Consider the following 23985-nt stretch of genomic DNA (forward strand, 5'->3'; position numbering starts at 1 on the left):
CACCCACAGCAACGCGGCTATACCGACCCCGGTGAGCACCGCCATCACCTTCGGCATCGCGGCCACGAGTCCTCGACCGATCCGCTGGGTGAATGACGACCTGCGTTGGGCGAGGGCCAGACCCACGTCGTCCATCTTCACGATCAGCGCGACCACGCCGTACACCAGGACGGTGATGAGCACCGCGACGACGAGGAGCACCGCCAGGCGAGTGAAGAACGGTTCTTCCTCGACCGAGGACAGTGAGATCACCATGATTTCGGCAGACAAGATCAGGTCGGTGCGGATCGCTCCGCTGATCATCGACTTCTCGACGTCGGCGCCCCGCATAGCTGCCGGAATGTCTTCTTCGTGGTGACCACCGGTGAGTGCTTCGTAGACCTTCTCGGCTCCCTCGTAGCACAGGAACAGACCGCCGGCGATCAGCAGGTACGGCAGTGCCTGGGGCAAGAACTGGCTCAGGATCATCGCCACCGGCAGGATGATCAGGATTTTGTTGCGGATCGAGCCGATCGCGATCTTGCGGATGATCGGCAGTTCACGATCCGGGGTGAACCCGTGCACGTAGCGCGGGGTGACGGCGGTGTCGTCGACGACCACACCCGCGGCCTTGACGCTGGCCCTGCCGGCCGCGGCTCCGACGTCGTCGACGGACGCCGCGGCTACTTTCGCGAGCGCTGCGACGTCGTCCAGCAGGGCGACGAGACCACCAGCCACGGGAACCTCCAACAGTGCGGCTGTTCAGAGCCGATCGGACGACACGCGGTCGCGGGTCGCCATCAAAAGGTACCCAATCCGTGGTCGCGCAATCTGCAGCAGCCGCCTTATCCGATGATCAGTCGGTTCTCGGGCCATTCCATGTACTCAGGTGGTTCGATGCCCTGCTGGCGCATGAGCAGGTCGATCTGGCCGAGGTGGAAGCTGTGGTGACCGAGTACGGTCCACAAGAAGCCCATCACGGTGTAGCGGCGCCCGGCAAACGAGACTTCCTTGGCAAGGTCCTCTTCGGTCAGCGTCCGGAGTTGCGCGCGCCCATTCGTGTAGTCCCGGCGGTACCTCTCCAGCAGGGGGACGCCGTCCGGGATTTCTTCCAGAGCTGCGGCGTTGCCGGGGAACGGGATCGCCGCGCCGGGTGAGGCCTGACGAACCTGCTCGAACCAGTGCGCCTCCGCGAGAATCAGGTGACGTAACAGACCGCCGATGGTGATCTTGTCGACTCGCGTACCGAGAAACAGTTCCGGCGTGTCGATGGGCACCGCTGTGTAGCTTGCGTCATCGACCAGTTCTGCGAATGCGATTGTCTGCTCGACTATTTGGTCGAACAAGCTCAGGAAACGATCCCGTTCGGACATGAGGGCTCCTCGGTTTGTGTGCGACACGCTCGACCATATACCCCCGGGGGTATCAAGTAAAGTCGTTGCATGCTCAACTTCATGCGGCAGTGACCGATCGGGATTCTCGCTGGCGGCACCTACTGTCCCGGATCGCCTGCGGGCCGGACACTCTCACACAAGCTTCACACAATGGGACGGAGTCTCTTCACCGATGGCGGGTTGACTCGGTGGAGAGAGAAAGGTGGTGCCGGTGATGAACACCTGGCGAAAGACGATGGCTGCAGTCGCGGCCGGGGCGACGATCGGTTTCGCGGGACTCGGGACGGCTGTCGCGACCGCGCAGGAGCCGGACGAGAGCACCGGCGGCGTGCTGTCCGCGCAGGAGCAGTCCGACCTGATGGTGATGCGCGAGGAAGAACGTCTGGCTCGAGATTTGTACCGGCAGTTCGCCCAGACATGGGGCGTGCAGATCTTTGATCGCATTTCCGCCAGCGAACAGCGTCACTACGATGCTGTCGGCGCTCTGCTCGGTCAGTACAACGTGAGCGATCCGTCGGCCGGGCTGGTTGCGGGGACCTACACCGACCCTCGACTGCAGAGTGCCTACGACGGTTGGCTCGCCCGGGGGCTGACTTCGGTCGACGAGGCGTACGCGGTCGGGGCCGAATTCGAGGCTGCCGATATCACCGGACTGTCCAACGCGATCGAGGTCAGTGACGAGGACGCGATCGACCGCGTGTACAGCAAGCTGCGCACCGGGTCCGAGCACCACCTGGGAGCCTTCCAGGCGGCGCTGAGCGGCCAAGCACCGGCCGGTGGGCACGGGCAAGGCCAGGGACACGGGCAAGGCCAGGGACACGGCGACGGCCGCGAACACAGCCCGGGGCAGGGACACGGCCAGGGGCCGCAGCACCCGAAATAGAGCGATTGCGGAAGGCGCGGTGTCAGCGACGGAGCAGGTGATCGCGTCGAGTGGGCAACTGCAGTATGAAGCGCGCTCCGTGACCGCGGCCGGGGGAACCGGCCGACAGGTCGCCGCCGTGGGCACGGGCGATACGCCGGCTGATGGTCAATCCGATGCCGGAACCGAGATCATGCTCACCGCGGCGCCGGGACGGAACCCGGTAGAAGCGCTCGAAGACCCTTTCCACATCGTCCGGGTCGAGCCCCTCGCCGGTATCGGTGACGGTGACGGTGGCGGTGTCTCGACCGGCGGTGATGTCGATGCTCACGCCGCCGGTTTCCGTCGCGGCAAGGGCGTTGCCGAGCAGGTTGGTCAGTACCTGCGTGATCCGGTCGGCATCGGCCCACACCACGACCGGCCGGGGCGGCGGGTGCACGGTCACGGTCAGGCCGGCGTCGTCGAACTGGGGGCGCAGCCGGTCCGCGACCTGCACGGCGAGGTCCGACAGGTCGACGTCGGCCGGGTGCAGGTCCAGCCGGCCTTCCTCCGCCCGGGACAGGGTGGACAGGTCATCGGCGAGCCGACGCAGCCGGCCCACCTCGGTTTCGATCTGGACCAGCTCTGCCGGTGCGAAGACACCGTCGAGGACGCCCTCGGCGTAGCCGTCGATCACGGTCAACGGGGTGCGCATCTCGTGTGCCACCTCCGCCAGCAGTCGGACGCGCCGGGCTTCTGTGTCCGCGAGACGGACGGCGAGATCGTTGACGTCGGACGCGACCGCGGCTAGTTCGGCCTCCGGAGGCAGCGGAATGCGGTGGCGGTAGTCCCCCGTCGCGATCGCCCGGGTGCCCGACCGCACCGACCGCAGTGATCGCAGGAGCCGCCGCGACGCGAGCACGCCCAACGCGGCGGCCGTGACGACGCCGGCGAGCACCCCGAGCAGCAACGCCGTCGTCACCGCGTCGGCCATCACCTCCCGCAACGGAGAAGACACGTTCGCGCGGTGACGGGCGCCGCCGGGGCCGGCGGCGCGTTCTTCGAACAACGCGGGCGCGGTGAAACGCACGACGGCGAACGTGACAAGTGCCCCGACCACCGCCACCAGCAGGTGGGAGGCGAACAGTCGCGTCGTCAGGCTCGGGACCGACAACCGGAGCCGACCGAGGTTCATCGGTCGGCTCCGGCCGCCGCCATGAACTTGTAGCCCACCCCGCGGACGGTCCCGACGAAGCGGGGGGCGGCGGCGTCGTCGCCGAGCGCCCGGCGGATGCTGCGGATGTGCACGTCGACGACCCGCTCGTCGCCGAAGAAGTCACCGCCCCAGACCTTTTCGAGCAACTGCCGGCGGGAGTACACCCGACCCGGAGCCTGCGCCAGGGCGAGGAGCAGGTCGAACTCGAGCGCGGACAGTTGCACGGGTGTGTTGTCGACCGACACCTCCCTGCTGTCGGGATCGATCGTCAGGCCGTCTACGGCCACGCGGGAGGTCGCATTGCCGGTGCCTCGAGCACGGCGCAGGACGGCACGGACGCGGGCGGCAACCTCGCGAGGTGCGAACGGTTTGGTGATGTAGTCGTCGGCGCCGCCCGCCAGACCCACCAACTTGTCGACTTCCTCGGCACGAGCGGTGACCAACACGACGTACACGTCGGAGAAGGCGCGGATCCGGCGTAGTACTTCGAGCCCGTCGAGGTCGGGAAGGCGGATATCGAGCAGCACCAGATCGGGGCGGCCGGATTGCACCAGTGTCAACGCCTGCGTGCCCGTCGCGGCTTCGGTGACGTCGAACCCATCCGCCTCGAGGTAGCCGCGCAGGACGCGACGGATATGAGGTTCGTCGTCGACGACGAGGACGCTACGGGACACAGTTTTCCCTTTCGCACCGACCGGCACTACCGGGTGATGGGCCGCTGTGGACAGGGATCAGGCTACGTGCACGGCGCGGTCAGCTGCGGAAAAGGGAACCCACCGTTGTGGTCCGGCTCGGGGCGGGGGTGTCCTGGCCGCAGGTGCAGCGTTCGGCGGCGGGCACGGACTTCAGGACTGCGTCGACGTGCTGTCCGCAGCCGTCCCAGCCGGTCTTGCCGCAGTGCGGGCATGCGATGGGATAACACATGGGATCCTCCTGGTGGATCGGTTCGGAATGATTCGTGGTCTGTGGGGACGATCAGGGTGTGGGGACGATCAGGCGGGGACGTGGGCCTCGGCCCAGGCGTTGTAGCCGCCGAGCAGGTCCGAGACGTTGTCGAAGCCTCGGGCTCGGAGCAGCGAGGCCGCCACGCTCGAGCGCCATCCGCCGGCGCAGTGTACGACGATGGGCTTGTCGGTGGGCACCTGTTCGAGCCGGACCCGCAACTGCGCCAACGGGATCGGGACCGCGCCGGGAATAGTTCCGGACTCGCGCTCGCCCGGATTGCGGATGTCCACCAGTGTCACCGCGTCGGCGGCGAGTAGTGCGTCGAGCTGTTCGACGGTGGTGCGCGGTGCGGTCTGCACCGAGTCGGCCAGTTCCGCCGGGAACGCGCCGTCGCGGTCGACGGTGAGGTAACCGACGGCGTTGTCGGAGCCGATCCGGGCCAGCCGTAGCGCCGCGTCCTGTTCTTCACCGGGGTAGGTGATCAGCACGATGCGCTCGCCGACCTCGGCGACCATGCCGCCGGTCTCCGCGAAGCGGCCATCGAACCCGACGTTGACCGACCCGCGCAGGTGGCCGGCGGCGAAGTCGTCGACGCTGCGGGCGTCGAGCACCCGGGTGCCGGCGGCGAACTCCGCGCGAACCTGCTCCGGGCTCAGTTCCGGGATGGCATGGTCCTGGGCGAGCAGGGGATGGGTGCGCTTGTTCATGGCGGCGTCGACCGAGAAATAGGCCGGGGCCGCGGGCTGGCCTTCGGTGATGAGTGCGACGAAGGCGTCCTCGCTCATCGGCTGCACCGAGGGGTTGGTCGCGCGCTGCTTCCCGATGGTGGAAGTCAGTTCGGTGGAGAGATTCTTGCCGCAGGAGGAGCCGGCGCCGTGGGCGGGCATGACGGTGACCTGATCGGAGAGCGTCAGCAGTTTCTCGTGCACCGTGCGGTACATCGCCCGGGCCAGGTCGGTGGTGGAGCCGTCGCCCAGGTTCACCAGATCGGGTCGGCCCACATCGCCGATGAACAGGGAGTCGCCGGTCAGCACTGCGGTCGGGACGGCGCCGGGATGCTCGCGTACCAGCACCGAGATCGACTCCCAGGTGTGGCCGGGGGTCGCCAGGATCTCGAGTTCGACCTCGCCGAGGGAGATCCGCTCACCGTCGCCCAGGCGGCGGATCGGGTAGTCGGTTTCGGCGCTCTCGCCGAAACCGATCCACGCGCCGGTGGCCTCGACCAGTTCGAGATGTCCGGAGACGAAGTCGGCGTGGAAATGGGTGTTGATCACGCCCTCGATGGTCAGGCCGTGCTTCGCCGCGTCGTCGAGGTATTCGCCGATATCGCGCCGGGGATCGACCACGACGGCCTGGCCGCTGCCCTCGTCGCCGATCAGGTACGACGCGTGGGACAGGCACTCGATGTAGTACTGCTCGAGAATCATGCGTTCCTCCGTGGGGCGGGGTGCCGGGTGATTTTCGGAATGTGGACAGATTGCCATATACCCCCTAGGGTATGTCAAGTACCCCCGGGGGTATGCAACTTCCGAAGCCCGATCACTCGTCGAGCGAAGCACCGATCCGAAAGGCCCCTCATGACCGAGCCGAGTCCCGCCACCCTCGACCCGATCGCCCTGCGCGAGCTCCTCGACTCCGGAAAGAACACCCGCGTCGTAGATGTGCGCACCCCAGGTGAATTCGAGTCCCTGCACATTCCGGGCGCCTACAACGTCCCCCTCGACCTGTTGCGGGAGCACCGCGACGAGTTCCTCGCTCACCTCGACGAGAACATCGTGCTGGTGTGCCGCTCGGGCCAGCGCGCCACTCAGGCCGAAGAGACCCTGCGCACCGCCGGACTGTTCAACGTGCACATCCTCGACGGCGGCATGATGAGCTGGGAAGCGCAGGGCCTGGCCGTCAACCGCGGCGCCGAGCGCTGGGACCTCGAACGTCAGGTCCGTCTCGTTGCGGGTTCGCTCGTGTTGAGCTCGGTCCTCGGCAGCATCGCCGCCCCCAAGCTCAAGTGGCTCGCCGCCGGCATCGGCGGCGGCCTGAGCTTCGCCGCGCTGTCGAACACCTGCGCGATGGGCATGGTGCTGTCCAAGCTGCCCTACAACCGCGGGGCCTCGTGTGATCCGCAGACCATCGTCGCTCGGCTCGTCGACTCGAAGACCGCTTCGGCCGGAAGGAGCTGACCATGATCGCGCTGACCGTGGCCCTGGCAGTCCTCGTCGGTGTCACCCTCGGACTCCTCGGCGGTGGAGGTTCGATTCTCACCGTCCCGTTGCTCGCATACGTCGCGGGCATGGATGCCAAGGAGGCTATCGCCACCTCGCTGCTCGTTGTCGGCGTTACCAGCGCGGTCGGTGCGATCTCCCATGCGCGGGCAGGCCGCGTCCAGTGGCGCACCGGGATCCTGTTCGGCCTCGCCGGCATGGTCGGTGCCTACGCCGGCGGCCTGCTCTCGCGCTTCATCCCCGGCAGCATACTGCTGCTCGCTTTCGCTGCAATGATGATCGCCACCGCACTCGCGATGCTGCGCGGCCGCAAGAGCAAGACCGCGGCCGGGGAGGGGGTCCCCTCCATGCCGGTGGGCAAGATCCTGCTCGACGGCGTGATCGTCGGCTTGGTCACCGGCCTTGTCGGCGCCGGTGGCGGCTTCCTTGTCGTGCCCGCCCTGGCACTGCTCGGCGGTCTGCCCATGCCCATCGCCGTCGGCACGTCGCTGATCGTGATCGCCATGAAGTCCTTCGCCGGTCTCGGCGGCTACCTGTCCACCGTGCAGATCGACTGGCGCCTGGCGGCGATGGTCACCGGCGCCGCCGTCGTCGGCAGTCTCATCGGTGGGCGACTGACGTCCATGGTGGACCCGGACGCCCTGCGCAAGGGTTTCGGGTGGTTCGTCCTGATCATGTCGTCGGTCATCCTTGCCCAAGAGATCCATCCGACCGTCGGCATCGCTGCAGCCGTCCTCACCCTTGTCGCGGCCGGCATCACCTACGCCTGCAGTCGCAGCGACCACTGTCCGTTGCAGCGATTCGGACGCCGGAGGGAATCCCCCGCTACCGTCGGATGACCTGCGACAAGGTTGTCGTTCACCCTCGATCCGCATCACGAGGCGACGTAAAATTGGTGTCCAGGCGACTGAACCGAAATTGCACAGCAAGGGGTAAGTCATGACGAACGTCCCTGCACGCCGCACTTGGAGCAGATTCCCGGACCTGTCGGATTTCTTCGATTCGATCGGCGGACTTCGTCCCGCTCTCGGCGGCAACACGATTCGCGTCGAGGACGAGATCACCGACGACCGCTACATCGTGCGCGCCGAAATGCCCGGGCTGGATCCGGAGACCGACATCGACGTGGCGGTGAACGACGGACGGCTGGAGATCTCCGCCGAACGCACCGAGAAGAAGACGGAGAACGGACGCTCCGAATTTTCGTACGGTTCGTTCCGGCGCAGCGTGACCCTTCCCCGCGGTGCGAAGGAAGACGAGATCGACGCCTCCTATGCCAAAGGCATCCTGACGGTCTCGGTGGGTCTCGGCGATACCGAAACGCCCGCGAAGAAGATCGAGGTCAAGAAGGCCGATTGACTGCCCGAGGCAGTGCGCGCTCCTCCGCGGCGCGCGGGTGGTTCCGCCCGCGCACAGTCTTGTGTACGAAGTCGACGAGCAGGATTGCGGGGATCGCGAGCAGCGCGATCCCGAACGCCTGCCACGGTGGCACGGTGTGTCCGAGTACCTGCGCGACCGGGCCTACCCCGAGAAATACTGCCAGTGCGATCAGTTCGACGAGCACCGCCCACAACACCAGTCGGTTGGTGCCCCACCCGAGTACCCACGGTGGACGGGTGGCGCTGCGGCACGCGAACACCGTGCCCACCTGACCCAGGACGACCGCGGCGAATGCCGCGCCCGAAGCAGCGAGCAGCACGTTTCCGGTGGGGAACTCGTCCCCCGGCCGCCACCCGGCAACCAACAGCGCGACCAGAAATGCACTCATCTCGACTATTGCCTCGGTCGGGCCGAGCACCCCGAACACGCGACGCACGAGATTCGCGTCCACGAGGTGCCGCCGCTCCGGTGGCTTCTTCAGCGCGTTCGACGCGGGTGGTTCGGCACCGAGCGCGAGCGCGGGCAGCAGGTCGGTGCCGATGTCGATGCACAGCACCTGAAGCACCCCGAGTGCGAGTGGGAACGCTCCGCCGGACAGCCCCCACAGTGCGAACGGTGTCAGCTCCGCGACGTTCGACACGAGGTGGTAGCTGAGAAACCGGCGGATGTTCGCGTAGGTGGCGCGCCCCTGTTCGACCGCGGCGAGGATCGTCGCGAAGTCGTCGTCGAGCAACACCAGGTCGGCGGCGGCCCGCGCGACATCGGTGCCGCCCAGTCCCATCGCGATCCCGATGTCCGCCTGCCGAAGTGCCGGGCCGTCGTTGACTCCGTCACCGGTCATCGCGACGACGTGACCGCGGTTCTGAAGCGCCTGCGCCACTCGCAGTTTCTGTTCCGGGGACACCCGGCTGACGACGATGCCGTCGCGGTCGAGGAGCGCACCGAGTATCTGGTTGTCGGCGGGCAGGTCGCGGCCTTCGATCACCATCTCGTCCGGTCCGAGCAACCCGATATCGAGTGCGATAGCCCGTGCGGTTTCCGGATGATCACCGGTGAGCATCGCGACCTTGATACCTGCGGTACGTGCGGCGGCGAGCGCCGACGGCACAGATTCTCGTGGGGGATCCTTCATTGCGAGCAATCCCAGCAGTTCGAGACCGCTTTCGACGTCGTCGAGGTCGGCGTGTTCCCCGGGATCAGCGAGGGGCCGGGACGCCACAGCGAGGACCCGCAGTCCCCGCGAAGCCATGTCGGTGAGCGCAGCTTCCGCGTCGTCGACGACGGTACCGGGGTTCGTGCATCGCGGCAGCACTGCGTCCGGAGCGCCTTTGAGCAGGAGAGTCTCCCCTACGATCACAGATTCCCGTCGCCGACGCGGATCGAAGGCGTAGCGGCGTCGGATCGTGGCGCTCGGCAGCGTGCCGTGCGCGGTGCGGGCCGCAAACGCGACGATGGCCGCTTCCATCGGGTCACCGACGGGCAGCCAGTCGTCGTTCTCGAGATCGATACCACCCTGGGAGGCCGCCGCCGCGGCGAATCCGGCCAGGGCGGCAGCATCGAGCGCATCCGGAGATCCGGTGAGGTCGCCGACGGGGTCGTAACCTTCGCCGTGGACGGTGACCGTCCCGGCGGCCGTCCACGCTTCGACGACGTTCATCCGGTTCTCGGTGAGCGTTCCGGTCTTGTCGGTACAGATGAACGTCGTCGAGCCCAGGGTTTCGACGGCATCGAGGTTGCGGACGATCGCGTTCGCGCGGGCCATACGCTGCGCACCCATTGCCAGCGACAAGGTGACCGTGGGCAGCAGCCCTTCCGGGACGAGTGCCACCGTGATGCCTACCGCGAACAGGAAACTGTCTTGCAAGGAAATGCCGACCAGCACTGCGATGGCGAAGAATACGATCCCGACCGTCACCGCCCCGAACGCGAGCAGACGCACGAGGCGGTGGATCTCGAGGGCCAGCGGCCCCGCCCGGCGCCGGGTGGAGGTGGTCAGCGCCGCGATCTCGGCGAGCCGTGTGCGGGCTCCCGTCGCGGCGACAGTGCCCTCGGCCTGACCGTCGACGACGAACGTGCCGGCGAACACCGACTCCCCTGAACTCCGCAGAACGGGTTCGCTTTCACCTGTGAGAGTCGATTCGTCGAATCGGCCGCGTGCGGTCATCGTCAAGGTGAGATCGGCAGGCACGCGGTCGCCGCCGGTAAGCACCACTTCGTCGCCGACGACGAGGTCGCGAGTGTCGACGGTGCGCATTCGACCGTCGCGGCGCACGACAATCAGGGCGGGCAGCAGTGCGTCGAGGCGTTCGGCAGCCTTCTCGGCACGTTCTTGCTGCACGAACGCGAACAGGCCGTTGATGAGGATTACCACGATCACGGCGATCCCGAGTTCCGGTAGGCCCGCGACGAACGCCAGGACGGCCGCCAGCCACAGAAGCAGCGCGAAGAAGTGGGTGAGCTGCGACAGCAGACTGCGCCACCACGGATGTCTCCGAGGTTCAGGAAGACGATTCGGACCGTCATGCCGCAACCGGGCGGAGGCCTCGGCTTCGGTCAGTCCCGGATTCCCTGCGAGCGACTGCTCCCGCACCACGCACATCACCTCCGATGAACAGTGAGCCCGCAGGCCGTTACCGTCAGATCATCCCGCGGGCCGGACGGTAGTGACGGCTTTGTCGATCATTTCTGTCGACGCACCATTTCCGGCGGCGAATGCGAAGACGGGCACCATCGTTGTCACCGACAACCGATCTGCGGTACCGGTCGGCAGTTAAGGTCGAGAACACGGGAGCGACGAGGAGGCCAAGCAGTGACCGAGCGACAGCGCGACGAACTGCGACGCATCGCCCGGGAGAATTTCGGCTGGGACGCTCTCCGTCCCGGACTGCTCGAGGCCATGGAATCGCTGCTCGCCGGACGCGACGTACTCGCGGCGATGCGCACCGGGTACGGCAAGTCCGCGATCTACCAGGTCGCAGGCGCGATGATCGACGGCATCACCGTCGTCGCGTCACCGCTCATCGCGTTGCAGCACGACCAGGTGGCCGGCATCGAAGCCGCCGACGACGCGCCAATCGCCTTGGCCGTGGACTCGACCCTGGGCGCCCGCGGTATCGAGCAAGCGTGGAAACTCGTCGCTGCCAACGGCGCCGAGTATCTGTTCCTGTCGCCGGAGCAGCTCGCGAGGGACGAAGTGCTCGAGCGTCTCGCCGCCGCGGACGTGTCCCTCTTCGTTGTCGACGAGGCGCATTGCGTCGCCGCGTGGGGTCACGATTTCCGCCCCGATTTCCTGCGGCTCGGTACGGCAATCGAGGCTCTCGGACACCCACCGGTGCTCGCGCTCACCGCGACCGCGTCCCCGCCGGTGCGCGAAGAGATCTTCACGCAGCTGCGAATGCGCGATCCCGTCGTCGTCGCAACCGGTTTCGACCGTCCGAACGTGCACCTCGGTGTGCGGCGCTTCGTGCGTGAGATCGACAAGCAACGCGGCGTGCTCGACTCGGTCGCTGCGTTCACGGGCCCGGGCCTGGTGTATGTCGCGACCCGCAGAGACGCGGAGTTCTACGCTCGGCGGCTCACCGAGCGTGGAGTCGCGGCCGCGGCGTATCACGGCGCGATGCGCGCGGCCGACCGCACCCTCGTGCACGAGAGATTCCGCGAGGGCCACTACAGGGTGATCGTCGCGACGTCCGCGTTCGGCATGGGAATCGATATTCCGGGAATCCGGTTCGTGCTGCACGAGTCGGTGCCCGAATCACTGGACAACTATTATCAGGAGATCGGGCGGGCGGGCCGCGACGGCGAACCGGCACGAGCCCTGTTGTGCTACCGGCCCGAAGACCTTGCCCTGCGGCATTTCTTCGCTGCACGCAATCCCCGCCCCGAGGTTCTGCGCCGGGTATACGAGGTGTTGTCGTCGACGCCCGTGCCTGCGCGTGAACTGCGTGAGGTTCTGAACATGCGTGCGCGCACCCTCACCAACGCCCTCAATCTGCTCGAGCAGGCCGGGGCAGTGCGGTCGACCGCGGAGGGGTTCGCGTCGATGTCGATCCCGACCGACGCCGCGGTCGCGGCGGCCGTGCACGACGAGGAGGTCGGGGAGCGCATGGATCGTTCTCGCGTCGACATGATGCGCGGCTACGCGGAAACATCCGGGTGCCGTCGACAATTCCTGCTCGGATACTTCGGCGAGCACATCGCACAGCCGTGCGCCAATTGCGATGTCTGCCAATCCGTTCGGGAACGGGAAGATTCGCGCCCGGCGATCGGATCACCATTCGCGATCGATACACCGGTCACACACGATGTGTGGGGTGACGGCATCGTGACGCGCGTCGAGGACGACCGCATCATCGTGTTGTTCACCGAGCAGGGGTACCGGACCCTCTCACTGAAGTCACTCGCCGCAGCGCATCTTCTGCACGTGAAGCCGGTCGATGCGACTCCGATGGGCCGCTGATCCACATCCTGAAAGGTATGACGTATGGCTGCGATGGACCCGTTGGACGTTCTGATGATGACAGCCGAGGAACTGTCGAATCCGATGCACATCACAGCGCTGCTGATCGTCGCGCCCCCGGCGGATGCCGGGCCTCGTTTCGCCGACGAATTCTATCGGGCATGCCGCGCCGTGACCGCCGCCGACCTCGATCCCCGGCTGCGTCGTCGTCCGCATCGGGGTGTCGACACGGGCGGGGTGTGGGTGTGGCGGGACGTCGACGACATCGACATGAACGGGCATGTGCACCGGTGGTCGCTGCCGGCCGACGCGGACGGTGACGCGTTGTGGTCGCTGGTCGGCGAATTGCATGCCGCCCCGCTCGACTGGTCGCGGCCGATGTGGGAGGCGCACCTGATCGACGGACTCGACGGGGGCCGGGTCGCGCTGCTGATGAAGGTGCACCATTCGGTGGTCGACGGGATCGCGGGAATCCGGCTGATCGAGTCGTGGCTGACCGAAGACCCGTCGCGGCGCTCGATGCGGCTCTTCTCGGCCGAACCTCGCGACGCCGACGCACACGAGGACGCGCCTGTGCAGGCCGGTACTTCCCGGGGTCTGCCGAACCCGTTCGCGTGGGCGCGGTCCACGGTCGGGGCCGCGGTGTCCGGCGCGGACTTTGCGCTGAAGGTCGCGCAGAGCCAGGTGGACAACGTCGTTCAGGCGCTGATCGGAAATTCGGCAGCGCTGCCGTTCTCGGCGCCGCGTACGCGGTTCAACGGCAGATTGGATGCCGGACGATCGGTCGCGTGCGCCGGAGTGGAACGCTCTCGGATCTGCGCTGTCAGCGAAGCCACCGAGACGACCAGGAACGATGTGATCACCGCCGTGATCGCCGGGGCGCTGCGCGCCTGGCTGTCCGCGCACGACGAGATGCCGGACGAATCGCTGGTGGCGATTTGCCCCATCACGGTCCGTGCCCGAGACGACAACGGCGGAGGTGCCAATGCGTTCGGTGTGGCGCTGTGCGCCCTCGGCACCGACGTGGAGGATCCGGCCGAGCGGCTCGCCGTCGTCGCGCGATCGATGTCGGAGGCGAAGCAACGGGTTTCCGGTTTCGGGTCGGGCCCGTCGCTGCTGGTGGCGTTGCCGGCAATCGCGCCGACGCTGCTGCTGCCACAGATCCCCTTCGTCCCCACACCGCGTCCGGCGTTCAACCTGGGGATTTCGAACGTGCCCGGGCCGCGCAACGAACTGTATTGGAACGGTGCGCATGTCGAGGCGATCTACCCTGTGTCGACGATCTACGACGGTCTCGGTCTGAACATCACCGTCTGCTCCTACTCGGACCGGTTCGATATCGGATACGTCGCGGGCAGGGACCAGATGCCCGACATCGCGGCGTTGATCGAGTTCACCGAACGATCGTTGTCCGAACTCGAGGATGCGGTACTTATTGCGTCGTAGCAGCGCGTCGAATCGGGCGAAAGCGGCAGATCGTTGCAATGATCGACTCGTTCGATCCGCGAACGGCGTCACGGAGACCGGCGCTCCGGGCGCTACGCAGGGCAGGAGACGACGAGTGACGACGGACAGTGACACACCCACGACCCGCTCACGCCATACGGGACGATGGATCCTCATCGGCATCGCGGTGATCCTGGCGATCACCGTGCTCGCGTTCACGTTCAGTCCGACGCCGGGGGCACTCGTGGTGCGCGCGGTGTTCGAGCGGGATGCCCACGAGGCCACCGTGAAGCTCGACGAAGGTGCTCCGGCAACCGACCTCACGCGGGATCTGCAGTATCGCGAGGGGGACGCCGACGCATATCTCGACGTGTACACACCGACCGGAAATACCGATACGTTGCCGACGATCGTCTGGACACACGGCGGCGCCTGGCTTGCGGGCAACCGCACAAACTACGACGGCTACTACCGGCGTCTGGCGGACGCGGGGTTCACGGTGGTTTCCGTCGGTTACTCACTCGCTCCGGGACATCGCTACCCGACGGCGGTACATCAACTCAACGACGCCCACGCGTATCTGCTGGCACACGCCGACGAGTTGCACATCGATCCCGACCGCATCGTGCTGGCGGGGGATTCGGCGGGTGCTCAGCTGTCGGCGCAACTCGCGACGGGGATCACCGATCCCGGTTACGCGACGACGCTCGCGCTCGAGCCTGCCCTGAAACCGCAACAACTGCGCGGGGTTGTCCTCAACTGCGGGATCTACAACGTGCCTGCCATGGAAGGTGGGCACGGTCTGATCGGATGGGGTGTGCAGCAGGCACTCTGGGCGTATACCGGTGCGCGCGATTTCGGGTCGTCGGAGGCTGCGCGCCAGATGTCGGCGCTGTTCGCCGTCACGGCGGAGTTCCCGCCGACCTTCGTCACCGGCGGCAACGCCGATCCGCTCACCGCAACACAGTCCAGGCCACTGGCCGACAAGCTCACCCGGCTCGGGGTCGAGGTCGACGCACTGTTCTACCCGGACGACCACACTCCGGAACTCTCGCACGAGTACCAATTCGATCTGTCGACACAGGACGCCCGCACCGCACTGGACCGAACGATTTCTTTCGTCGGTTCGGTCACCGGCTGACCGGTCGTGCGGCACGGGCGCCGTGCGTTCAGCCGCGCGTTCTGGCCACCGCCAGCGAGGCGAGACCGAGCACTGCGCTGAGGAACATCGCCAGAGCCATCGGGACGGCGGTGTCTTCGCCTGCGATTCCCACGAGTGGTGCGACGATCGCCGCGAGCAGGAACTGCAGGGCACCCAGGATCGCGGAACCGGTGCCCGCGGCGTGGCGGACCTGTTCGAGGGCGATGGTGGCGGCATTCGCGATCACGAGTCCGAGGCTCGACACCGCGAGGAACAGCAGCACCACGGTGATCCACAGCGCCGGGCCGAGTAGCGCGTTGAGGCCGAACAGCGCCGACCACACCACGAGCAGGACGAGACCCGCGCGGAGCAGTTTGTGCAGGGTGGTGCGGCCGAGCAGCTTGGCGTTGACGATGTTCGCGGCGGTGAGTCCTGCGGCGTTCAGCGCGAAGGCGAGGGTGAACCACCCCGTGGACAGGTCGTGGATCTCCTGCATGACGAAGGGCGACGCGGAGATGTATCCGAAGAGCACGCCGAAGACGAAACTAGATATATAATCATATATACATCGTCGAATATCATGATGTCGTGTCGAGCTCGGGTGAAATCACAGACGACGGGGTGCGCCGTCTTGCCGACAGCGTCCGCACCCTGGTCTGGACATTGCAGCGGTTCGGGGAGCGAGAAGCCGGCCTGACCGGACTCTCGCAATCCGAGATCGAGGTCCTGCGCATCCTGTTCGATCACCCCGGCGCGACCGTGTCCGACGTCGCACGACTGCTGGGCTTGCAGAGCAGCAACGTCAGCGCGACGGTGCGCAGCATGACCCAGCGGGGTCTGGTCACCCGCACCGCCAATCCGCGTGATCGCCGGTCGTACCACCTGCACCGCACAGCGCTCGCCGAGCGCAACGGCGACATGATCCGTCACATGTGGACCACGGGCGTGCGACGACTGCTGTCCGAAATCGACCCCGACGACGCCGCTGCGCTGGTCGACGTGGCTCCCCTGCTCGAACGGCTCACCCGGCTGTCCGACGAACGCCCCGTGCCCGCCGAGCCGATACCTCACGTCGGAGCCGTCGATCCGCGAGGATGAGGAAATGCGCTCCCCCCTTCCGGACTACCTGACCGAAGTGCTCGACGCCTGCACCGACGGCAGCGGGACCCTCGCCGACTACATTCCGGAGCTGGCCAACGTCGACCCCGACAGATTCGCGCTGTCGCTGGTGACCGCGGAGGGAACCACATACAGCGCCGGCGACGACAACCATGTCTTCACGATTCAGTCGATCTCCAAGCCGTTCGTATACGGCCTGGCTCTGGAGAAGCGCGGTTTCGAGGCGGTGCTGGGCAAGATCGATGTGGAGCCTTCCGGTGAAGCGTTCAACGAGATCTCGCTCGAACGGGATTCCGGCCGCCCACTGAACCCGATGATCAACGCCGGCGCGCTCACCGCCCACGCGCTGGTGGCCGACGCGGACTCACCCGGGACGGCGATCGAAGAGATTCGGGCACTCCTGTCGGCGCTGGCGGGACGCGAACTCGATATCGACGAGAAGGTCGCCGCGTCCGAGATGCAAACCACCTACCGCAACGTCGCTATCGCGAATCTTCTTCGCGGCTATGAGATTTTCTGCGACGATCCCGACGAGGTGGTCGCCGGATATGTGCGACAGTGCTCGGTCGACGTCACCACCACCGATCTTGCAATGATGGCCGGTACGCTCGCGAGCGGTGGCATTCAGCCGCGCACCGGAGTTCAGATCTTCTCGAGGCCGGTGGTGCGGCAGGTGCTGTCCGTCATGGCGACGTGTGGCATGTATGACGCTGCCGGAGACTGGCTTTCGACGATCGGGATCCCGGCCAAGAGCGGGGTATCCGGTGGGCTGATCGGAGTTCTCCCGGGACAGTTGGGAATTGCCGCCTACTCGCCGCGACTCGACGAGCACGGCACCAGCGTGCAGGGCGTTGCGGCATTCGAGCGACTGTCGCGGGACATGAATCTGCATCTGATGGACGCGCCGATGGTCGCGCACTCCGCGCTACGCCGCCGCCAGGTGTACGGCGAAGGTTCCGACGCTGTCACGCTTCTCGAATTGGAAGGCGACATCCAGTTCACGAATACCGAGCAGATCGTGCATGCCGTGGTCGATGAACCGGTGACCACACCGCACGTCGCGATCGACCTGACCCTCGTACGCACGGTGTTGCCGGTGGGCCGCCGAATGCTCCTCGAACTGATGCGGCGGCTACACGTCGACGGAATCGATGTCGTGCTGATCGATCCCGACGGGGACCTACCCGACCCGGATGCCGGAAACGGGTACCGGCCGCGGGTCGTCCGTTGCCTCGAGGAACCGCGCGAATCGAGGTGACGGTCAGGTGGCCCGCTGCATCGCGCGGACTGCGGCGACCACACCGCCGTCGACCAGCAGGTCGGTGCCGGTGATGAAACCGGACCCGGGGTCGAGGAGAAACGCTGCTGCGCTCGCGATGTCGTCTGGGGTACCGAGACGTTTGGTTGCCGACATGGCGATCATGCCGCGCATACGCTGCCCCGACTCCCCGGAGAGTTCCTGCTGACCCATCGGCGTGGAGATCACCCCGGGGCTGATCGAGTTGATGCGCGCGCCGCGTTCGCCCCAGGCGGCGGCAGCAGCCTGTACCCGCAATACGTTCGCGCGCTTGGCCAGTGCGTACGCCGCCCCGGGATTGCCGAGTGCTTCGGGTTCCAGGAACGAGAGCGCAAGCAGATCGTCGGTCGGAGTCGCGGCGAGCACGCTCTCCTGATCGGCGGTGAATCCCACCATGTGCCCGCCCATGCTGGCGATGACGACGCCGGCGCCTCCGTCCGCGACCACGCGGCCGAACTCGTCGAGCACGATTGCCACTCCCAGCAGGTCGACCCGCAGGATCGCTTCGGTCGGTGCCTGTTCCGGAGACAGCCCTGCCGTATGCGCGACATGGGTGACGCGCCCGAGTGCTGCGGCGGCATCCGCAAGAGACACCACCGAGCCGCGATCGGAGACGTCGACGACCCGGGCGGTCACGTTGTGCCCTTCGCCGCGCAGCGTCTCGGCGGCGGCGTCCAGGGTGGTCTCGTCGAAATCGGCGAGTACGAGGGCGCGGCCGCTACCCACTCGGCGGGCGATGGCAAGGCCCATGCCGCCCACGCCGATAACGACAACGACGTCCGTGCCCATCTGCAACTCCCACCGTAAGATTTTCGGGACGCTCGGATCCTAGGGGAACGGACGACCCTGTGGCGGAGATCCGCAGGAGCAGTCGAGTTGTGCGAGTGGCTGGTGTGGCCGTACCGGGCCGACAGGCTGGCGTGGGTGTCACCTTGTGGGCTACGGTGTCTCGCGGTGTGCCAGAAGACCGGTCGGCGGAGCATTGTCGTACCAACGAGAGAAGATCCATTCATGCCGTTCACCTGTGAATATCCTGCGACTTCCGGTCACAGCCCGGTAGGCGGGTGACCCGGATGCTCACTCGATCCCCATATCGCTGCCCCGGAGACGACAGCGTCATCCACCACGCGTGCACCGGGATGTTGTCGCACTGGACCGGTCCCGTCGATGGTCATGTCGCGCGCACCTCCCTCGGCGACACGTACCTTCTGGGCGTCGGCCCGGCTACCGGGCGGCCCGTCGTGGTCCTGGCCGGTGGAGATCTCCCGGCGGCCGGACTGCGCGCTTTGGCCGAACAGTTCGACCCCGCCCACCGGGTATTCCTCGTCGACCTTCCCGGTTTGCCGGGCGCCAGCGCCGGCACCCGGCCCGAGTCGCACATCCACACCGCCTACGGCCGCTGGCTGACGGAGGTGTTCGATGCGCTGGGCATCGCGCACGCGCCCGTCATCGCGCTGGGGTGGTCGGCATCGGTGGCGGCCGCCGTCTCCGACGTCGAACGCATCGACAAGCTGGTACTCGCTGCACCGCTGGGCATCGTTCCCCGCGCGCGATGGAACCGTGCGCTGATCCCGGGCCTGCAGTGGCGTAACGAGCCGAGTCTCGAGAACACCGACCGATACCTGCGCGCGCTGGGTGGAGAGGGCTTCGAACCCGACGATCTCACGCTGCGCTGGTCGTGCCGGGTGGGGGCGTACTGCACTTCGATGGCAGGCATGCCGCGCGTCGGACGGTCGTTGTGGCGGCGGTGGCGCGACCGGCCGGTGGAGGTCGTGGTCGGCGAGCAGGATCCTGTCGTGCAGGCTGCCGCGCTTCGCCGCGTCACCGACGATATCGGTGCGCAGCTGCGTGTTCTTCCGGGCGTCGGACATCTCGTTGCCCTGGAAGCACCCGCTGTCCTGGCCGACGGCATCTACGCACCCCTGCCCTGATCCCGGCCCGCGGGCGGCACTGTGTCCTATGTCGCACTCGAAATCGCATCGGGCAGTGGTAGACAGCGAAGAAACTGAGTTTCTGTGCGGCGTCGACGATGGTTCAGGTCGTGGGTCGCGCATCCACGCCGCCGGATCGATCGGTCGTCCGGCATGCACGGAAGGATCGGCATGCTCTTCGCTTCCCTGTTCACCCTCGCCGGCCGCGGTAAGCCGAGTCGCGAGACCGCAGAACAGTCGACCCCGACCGCCGACTCTCTGCGCGTCACCGCTTCGGCGCTGCGAGCGTGGGCGCACGAGACGGACGTCGACGGCAGGGGCCGGCAGCCGTCGCACACAGTCGAGCATTGAGTCGACCACCGCATCCCGAGGCGCACAGCAGGGAACGCGTTCGTGTTCTCGGATGACGCTCCCCCTCATCGACGGCTCGGCCTCCTGGCCGCCGTCGCGCTGGGGGGTCTCGCCGGGACCGGTGCTCGCTATGCGCTCGGTTCCGTTTATCCGGCGGCACCAGGTACGTGGCCGTCGGCAACGTTCGGAATCAACATCGTGGGAGCCTTCGCGCTCGGGATACTGCTCGAGTCGCTGGTCCGTTCCGGTCCGGACACCGGGCGCCGCCGGTTGGTGCGCCTGGCTGCCGGGACCGGGGCGCTGGGCTCGTTCACCACGTACAGCGCTCTCGTCCTCGACGTGAACCTGCTGGTGCGCGACGGCCACCCGGCGCTCGCCACGGTATACGCCGGGGTATCTGTGCTTGCCGGTGTGATCGCCGCCGCCGCCGGTATCGCCGCGGGCGCCAAGTTCGACCGGCGCCGCCGGAAGGACATCGGGTGACGGCGCTGTGGGTATCGCTGGCCGGAAGTCTGGGAGCCGTCGCGCGATTCGTTCTCGACGGTGAGATCCGCCGCCGGGTCCGCTCGAACTTCCCGTGGGGCACGCTGGCCGTCAATGTGAGCGGGTCGTTTCTGCTCGGGCTTCTCGTGGGTGTGGTGGTCTTCCACGATGCGGACCCCGGGCTCGAGATCGTGCTCGGCGCGGGGTTCTGCGGCGGCTACACCACATTCAGTGCGGTGAGCGTCGAGGCGGTGCAGTTGATCCGGCAGAGGCGTCGACGTGAGGCGATCTTCGACCTCGCGGGCACGCTGGCATTGGCGCTCGCAGGGTGTGCGCTGGGGCTGGGACTTGCCGCCTGGTCGGGCTGAGCATCGCAGTGCCGACCGCGGGTTGCGGTGCCGGACTGCCCCCGACGGGCTTCATCAGTCCGGCACCGCAGGCACGGCACCGATGCTCACGGACGTGGTCCGTGCGGCCGCGAAGGCGCCGGACAGCCCTGACAGGTCGGTGTGACCCGTGGTTACGGATCAGCAACAACCGTATGCGAACATCACGAAAAGGTCACGCCCTCCGCCGGGCGGAGGCGGATCGGTCCCGCGAGGAAATGTGTGGCCTATGGCACTTCACCAGCGGCTGGGTGCCGGCTGCAGACCGGTCGGTATCGAAGTGCGATGTGATAACCATCACATGCTGTCTGCATGATCGCGCGGTCATTCCATGAGGGTGCTCGGGTGGCTCACGCCGCGGAGGCGTAGCAGTCGATCAGGACCGATCGCGCCCCCGTGTGGGCGAGCAGTTTCCGTAGAGGCCCGCCGTGAAGCAGTTGGCGGTCCAATTCCCGCTGGCCGATCTCCCCGCCGTCCGCGCTGACGAAGATCTCGCCGGTCTCCGTGCTGCGAGCGCCGAGAATCAGCAGGCGCTCCTCGTCGACGGGGTGGACCGGTACGTCCTCGCAGTCCGCCACCTCGCCGACGAGCAGCGCGACATAGTCACGCTCGTCCTCGTCGTCGTGGTACGCGAGCAGGCGTCCGTGCACCACGTCGGGCGGTAGTTCGCGGTCGAGCGTCATGCCCGAGTGTGCACCGTGGCCCGGATGATCGGTCGGATCCGATGCGGGAGCGAACCGCTCGTGTGGCAAGGGCACTCGCCGCGAGGTCCAGCTGAAGTGGGCTTCACCGCTTGCATACATGACACTTGCGCCTCCTCGAGGTTTCCCGGCGAGGTTCCCGGGCATTCTCTTTCCCTGAGTGTGCACCCGAGGTCCGACAACCTTTATGCCTTCGAGGATACGCTGAATCTGTATCTGGAGTTTATATAAATTGAGCCGGGTACACTCAACTATTTCTCCCTGAGGCCCGGCGAGACGAGCGCTCGGCGCGCGATCGCAAAGAACACCAGCACCACGATCGAGCACACAGCCGCGAGCGCCGCTCCGCCGACCACGAGCGTGTAGTCGCTGCGCGCGAGTCCGTCGACGATCGGACGACCCACACCTCCGAAACTGACGGCGGCGGCGATCGTCGCGGTCGCCACGATCTGGACGGCCGCGGTTCGCATGCCGACGAGGATCAGTGGAAGTGCCACGGGAAGCTGGGCGCGCAGCAGCATCTGTTTCCGGGTCATCCCCATTCCACGGGCCGCATCGGTCAGCGCCGGATCGACGCCTCGGATGCCTTCGTACGAGTTCAGCAGGATCGGCGGGACGGCCAGCGCGACCAGCGGCACCAGGATCGGCACCAACCCGATTCCGTAGAGCACCACGAGCAGGACCAGCAGCCCGTAGGTCGGCAGTGCCCGGGCAGAATTCGCGACCAGGGTCACCACGATGCCGCCGCGGCCGGTGTGCCCGGTCCACAGTCCGAGCGGGAAGGCGACGATGATCGCGAGTGCCAGTGCCAGCAGCGTGTAGCCGAAGTGTTCGAGCAGGCGGGCGGGAATCCCGTCGGCGCCGGACCAGTTCGCCGCGGTCCCGAAGTACTCGGTCAGGTAGTGCAGCAGGGTCGTCACCGCTCTGCCCCCTTCGTTCGCCGTAACCACGGCGTGACGAGCCACTGCGCAAAGAGCAGCAGCGCGTCCACGACGAGCGCCATCACGATGGTCGCCACGATGCCTGTGACGGCCAGATCGACGCGGTTCAACTGCACCGACGCGGTGAAGAGCGAGCCGAAAGCACCCATCCCGATCAGCGCACCGACGCTCACCATGCTGATGTTCGCGACCGTCGCCACACGCAGCCCCGCCAGCACCGCGGGAACCGCCAGGGGAAGATCCACCGTGAGAAGCCTGCGGCGCCCGGAGAACCCCATGGCAATTGCGGATTGCCGCACGCTGTCCGGCACCGCGCGCAGACCGTCGACGACATTCGGGATCAGTCCCGACAGGGTGTACACGGCCAGCGGGATGATCACGGTGGTACGGCTGATTCCGGTGAAAGCGATCAGAAGTACGAAAAACGCCAGGGACGGAATGGAATACAGCACGCTCGACGCCGCCAGCACCGGCGGATAGAGCCGGGCCCATCGGACACACGCGAGGCCCAGCGGCAAGGCGACGACGAGCCCGAGCAGCGACGCGCCCAGCGCCATCACCAGATGATCGGCGAGCAACTCGGTGAAGGTGCCGAGATACCCGGGGATCCCGAGGTTCACGACATCTTCCGCAGCGTGCCGGAGCGACTCCGGCCGTGGTGCTGCGTACGGATCACGGCCGCAACCTGTTCGCCGCTGATCACCCCGAGCACACATCCACTCTCGTCGACGGCCACAGCATGACCGGCCGGGGACAGAACCGCCGCGTCGAGTGCCGTGCGGACCGAATCACGCCCGGGCACGAAGGCGCGGCCGGGAGGCATCAGCTCTCCGGCAAGGTCCTGGGGGACAGCGCCGGTGCGGGAGTCGAACCAGCCGAGCGGACGGCGTGCGTCGTCGGTGACCAGCAGCCACCGCTCATCGGACCGCGAGACGGCGTCCGCGTCCCCCGCGGCGACGACCGGTTCGGTGCGCAGCGGCAGGTCTCCGGACGGGAAGAACGACAGCAGACGGACGCCGCGGTCGACGCCGAGGAACCCGGCGACGAAATCGTCGGCAGGCGTCGTGAGGAGTTCTTCCGGGGTCGCATACTGCGCCAGGACACCACCCGGGCGCAGCACGGCAACGCGGTCGCCCAGGGTGATGGCCTCGTCGATGTCGTGTGTGACGAGCACTATCGTCTTGGCGAGCACCGACTGCAGACGTAACAGCTCCTGTTGCAGCTCTTTTCGCACCACCGGGTCGACGGCGGAGAACGGTTCGTCCATCAGCAGGATCGGAGGGTCGGCAGCGAGGGCTCGCGCGACCCCGACGCGCTGCTGCTGACCCCCCGACAGCTGTGCGGGGTACCGGCCCGCGAGCTCCTCCCCGAGTCCGACCCGTTCGAGTACTTCGAGTGCGGTGGCCCGTGCCTGTTTCCGGGATCGGCCGAGCAGGCGGGGCACCGTCGCGACATTGTCGACGACGGTGCGGTGGGGAAACAGGCCGGCGTGCTGGATGACGTATCCGATACCCCGCCGAAGGATCTGCGGATCCTGGTCGCGGACGTCGCTGCCGTTGACGAGAACCCGGCCGCGCGTCGGCTCCGCCATCCGGTTGATCATCCGCAACGAAGTCGTTTTACCGCACCCGGACGGCCCGACGAAGACGGTGAGCGTCCCGGTGGGCACCTCGAGGTCGAGACCGTCGACCGCGACGGTGCCGTCGGGATACCGCTTTTCGCCGCCGTCGAATGTGATCACTGCGTGCTGCCGTGT

The 23985-nt window shown here is 67.0% G+C and carries 26 protein-coding genes; 13 read left to right on the forward strand and 13 right to left on the reverse strand.

All coding sequences use genetic code 11. The annotated features are described in order from the left end of the window. Together Q8814_RS07680 and Q8814_RS07685 are read right to left on the reverse strand one after the other, a co-directional pair. The coding region (locus Q8814_RS07680; RefSeq protein ID WP_330151423.1) for a DUF808 domain-containing protein at window positions 1–717 on the reverse strand (717 nt) is incomplete at its 3' end. Between the two features lie 107 nt (window positions 718–824). Next, the gene (locus Q8814_RS07685) at window positions 825–1352 is read right to left on the reverse strand and encodes a DinB family protein (protein WP_330151424.1); all 528 of its coding nucleotides are present in this window, start codon (window positions 1350–1352) and stop codon (window positions 825–827) included. Window positions 1353–1587: 235 nt separating this feature from the next. Here Q8814_RS07685 and Q8814_RS07690 point away from each other — a divergent pair, with 235 nt between their 5' ends. Continuing rightward, the gene (locus Q8814_RS07690; RefSeq protein ID WP_330151425.1) at window positions 1588–2256 is read left to right on the forward strand and encodes a DUF2202 domain-containing protein; all 669 of its coding nucleotides are present in this window, start codon (window positions 1588–1590) and stop codon (window positions 2254–2256) included. Between the two features lie 22 nt (window positions 2257–2278). Here Q8814_RS07690 and Q8814_RS07695 read toward each other — a convergent pair whose 3' ends face one another. From Q8814_RS07695 to Q8814_RS07710, 4 genes are all read right to left on the reverse strand, one after another. Further along, entirely contained in the window at window positions 2279–3409 is a 1131-nt protein-coding gene (locus Q8814_RS07695; protein ID WP_330151426.1) for a sensor histidine kinase, read from the reverse strand. After that, entirely contained in the window at window positions 3406–4104 is a 699-nt protein-coding gene (locus tag Q8814_RS07700) for a response regulator transcription factor (RefSeq protein WP_330151427.1), read from the reverse strand. Before Q8814_RS07700 ends, Q8814_RS07695 begins: the two co-directional genes overlap by 4 nt. Window positions 4105–4183: 79 nt before the next feature. Then, entirely contained in the window at window positions 4184–4354 is a 171-nt protein-coding gene (locus Q8814_RS07705) for a hypothetical protein (RefSeq protein WP_330151428.1), read from the reverse strand. A gap of 68 nt (window positions 4355–4422) precedes the next feature. After that, window positions 4423–5802 carry a rhodanese-like domain-containing protein gene (locus Q8814_RS07710; protein WP_330151429.1) on the reverse strand — a complete coding sequence of 460 codons (1380 nt, stop codon included), beginning with the start codon at window positions 5800–5802 and terminating at the stop codon, window positions 4423–4425. Between the two features lie 150 nt (window positions 5803–5952). Between Q8814_RS07710 and Q8814_RS07715 the strand changes: the two genes are divergently transcribed. The 3 genes from Q8814_RS07715 (at window position 5953) to Q8814_RS07725 (ending at window position 7953) form a co-directional block, all read left to right on the forward strand. Next, window positions 5953–6552 carry a rhodanese-like domain-containing protein gene (locus tag Q8814_RS07715; protein WP_330151430.1) on the forward strand — a complete coding sequence of 200 codons (600 nt, stop codon included), beginning with the start codon at window positions 5953–5955 and terminating at the stop codon, window positions 6550–6552. Window positions 6553–6554: 2 nt separating this feature from the next. Continuing rightward, the gene (locus tag Q8814_RS07720; RefSeq protein ID WP_330151431.1) at window positions 6555–7433 is read left to right on the forward strand and encodes a sulfite exporter TauE/SafE family protein; all 879 of its coding nucleotides are present in this window, start codon (window positions 6555–6557) and stop codon (window positions 7431–7433) included. 100 nt (window positions 7434–7533) lie between these two features. Then, window positions 7534–7953: an Hsp20/alpha crystallin family protein gene (locus Q8814_RS07725; protein ID WP_330151432.1), complete on the forward strand. Its 420-nt coding sequence runs from the start codon at window positions 7534–7536 to the stop codon at window positions 7951–7953. On the opposite strand, the gene Q8814_RS07730 is transcribed toward Q8814_RS07725, so the two are convergent. Continuing rightward, window positions 7937–10567, reverse strand: a complete 2631-nt coding sequence (locus tag Q8814_RS07730) for a cation-translocating P-type ATPase (protein WP_330151433.1) — start codon at window positions 10565–10567, stop codon at window positions 7937–7939. The genes Q8814_RS07725 and Q8814_RS07730 overlap by 17 nt on opposite strands. A gap of 216 nt (window positions 10568–10783) precedes the next feature. Between Q8814_RS07730 and Q8814_RS07735 the strand changes: the two genes are divergently transcribed. From Q8814_RS07735 to Q8814_RS07745, 3 genes are all read left to right on the forward strand, one after another. After that, window positions 10784–12433 carry a RecQ family ATP-dependent DNA helicase gene (locus Q8814_RS07735; protein WP_330151434.1) on the forward strand — a complete coding sequence of 550 codons (1650 nt, stop codon included), beginning with the start codon at window positions 10784–10786 and terminating at the stop codon, window positions 12431–12433. 24 nt (window positions 12434–12457) lie between these two features. Continuing rightward, window positions 12458–13879, forward strand: coding sequence for a wax ester/triacylglycerol synthase family O-acyltransferase (locus Q8814_RS07740; RefSeq protein WP_330151435.1), 1422 nt, complete (start codon window positions 12458–12460; stop codon window positions 13877–13879). Window positions 13880–13994: 115 nt separating this feature from the next. After that, window positions 13995–15020 carry an alpha/beta hydrolase gene (locus Q8814_RS07745; RefSeq protein ID WP_330151436.1) on the forward strand — a complete coding sequence of 342 codons (1026 nt, stop codon included), beginning with the start codon at window positions 13995–13997 and terminating at the stop codon, window positions 15018–15020. Between the two features lie 28 nt (window positions 15021–15048). On the opposite strand, the gene Q8814_RS07750 is transcribed toward Q8814_RS07745, so the two are convergent. Beyond that, on the reverse strand, window positions 15049–15597 hold the full coding sequence (locus Q8814_RS07750; RefSeq protein ID WP_330151459.1) for an MFS transporter: 549 nt from the start codon (window positions 15595–15597) through the stop codon (window positions 15049–15051). Between the two features lie 11 nt (window positions 15598–15608). Here Q8814_RS07750 and Q8814_RS07755 point away from each other — a divergent pair, with 11 nt between their 5' ends. After that, entirely contained in the window at window positions 15609–16118 is a 510-nt protein-coding gene (locus tag Q8814_RS07755; protein ID WP_330151437.1) for a MarR family winged helix-turn-helix transcriptional regulator, read from the forward strand. A 4-nt stretch (window positions 16119–16122) separates the two neighbouring features. After that, window positions 16123–17397 (forward strand): glutaminase, encoded by a 1275-nt coding sequence (locus tag Q8814_RS07760; protein ID WP_330151438.1) that lies wholly within the window; start codon window positions 16123–16125, stop codon window positions 17395–17397. Window positions 17398–17400: 3 nt separating this feature from the next. Here Q8814_RS07760 and Q8814_RS07765 read toward each other — a convergent pair whose 3' ends face one another. Beyond that, window positions 17401–18225, reverse strand: coding sequence for an SDR family oxidoreductase (locus tag Q8814_RS07765; RefSeq protein WP_330151439.1), 825 nt, complete (start codon window positions 18223–18225; stop codon window positions 17401–17403). Between the two features lie 284 nt (window positions 18226–18509). On the opposite strand from Q8814_RS07765, the gene Q8814_RS07770 reads away from it, so the two are divergent. The 4 genes from Q8814_RS07770 to crcB all read left to right on the forward strand — a co-directional run bounded on the left by Q8814_RS07770 (window position 18510) and on the right by crcB (window position 20569). After that, a complete protein-coding gene (locus Q8814_RS07770) occupies window positions 18510–19367 on the forward strand; it encodes an alpha/beta fold hydrolase (RefSeq protein ID WP_330151440.1) in 858 nt (285 codons plus the stop codon). Window positions 19368–19538: 171 nt separating this feature from the next. After that, complete coding sequence (locus tag Q8814_RS07775) at window positions 19539–19718, forward strand: hypothetical protein (RefSeq protein ID WP_330151441.1); 180 nt, start codon at window positions 19539–19541, stop codon at window positions 19716–19718. 42 nt (window positions 19719–19760) lie between these two features. Beyond that, entirely contained in the window at window positions 19761–20201 is a 441-nt protein-coding gene (locus tag Q8814_RS07780; RefSeq protein WP_330151442.1) for a FluC/FEX family fluoride channel, read from the forward strand. After that, window positions 20198–20569 carry a fluoride efflux transporter CrcB gene (gene crcB, locus Q8814_RS07785; protein ID WP_330151443.1) on the forward strand — a complete coding sequence of 124 codons (372 nt, stop codon included), beginning with the start codon at window positions 20198–20200 and terminating at the stop codon, window positions 20567–20569. Before Q8814_RS07780 ends, crcB begins: the two co-directional genes overlap by 4 nt. Before the next feature lie 368 nt (window positions 20570–20937). Here crcB and Q8814_RS07790 read toward each other — a convergent pair whose 3' ends face one another. The 4 genes from Q8814_RS07790 to Q8814_RS07805 all read right to left on the reverse strand — a co-directional run bounded on the left by Q8814_RS07790 (window position 20938) and on the right by Q8814_RS07805 (window position 23970). After that, window positions 20938–21390: a hypothetical protein gene (locus tag Q8814_RS07790; protein WP_330151444.1), complete on the reverse strand. Its 453-nt coding sequence runs from the start codon at window positions 21388–21390 to the stop codon at window positions 20938–20940. Window positions 21391–21539: 149 nt separating this feature from the next. Next, window positions 21540–22208, reverse strand: coding sequence for an ABC transporter permease (locus Q8814_RS07795; protein ID WP_330151445.1), 669 nt, complete (start codon window positions 22206–22208; stop codon window positions 21540–21542). Next, entirely contained in the window at window positions 22205–22849 is a 645-nt protein-coding gene (locus Q8814_RS07800) for an ABC transporter permease (protein WP_330151446.1), read from the reverse strand. Before Q8814_RS07800 ends, Q8814_RS07795 begins: the two co-directional genes overlap by 4 nt. After that, window positions 22846–23970 carry an ABC transporter ATP-binding protein gene (locus Q8814_RS07805; protein ID WP_330151447.1) on the reverse strand — a complete coding sequence of 375 codons (1125 nt, stop codon included), beginning with the start codon at window positions 23968–23970 and terminating at the stop codon, window positions 22846–22848. The genes Q8814_RS07800 and Q8814_RS07805 overlap by 4 nt, the downstream gene beginning before the upstream one ends. Window positions 23971–23985: the final 15 nt, after the last annotated feature.

The sequence above is a fragment of the Rhodococcus chondri genome (assembly GCF_036327435.1).
GTDB classification, from domain to species: Bacteria; Actinomycetota; Actinomycetes; order Mycobacteriales; family Mycobacteriaceae; genus Rhodococcus; species Rhodococcus chondri.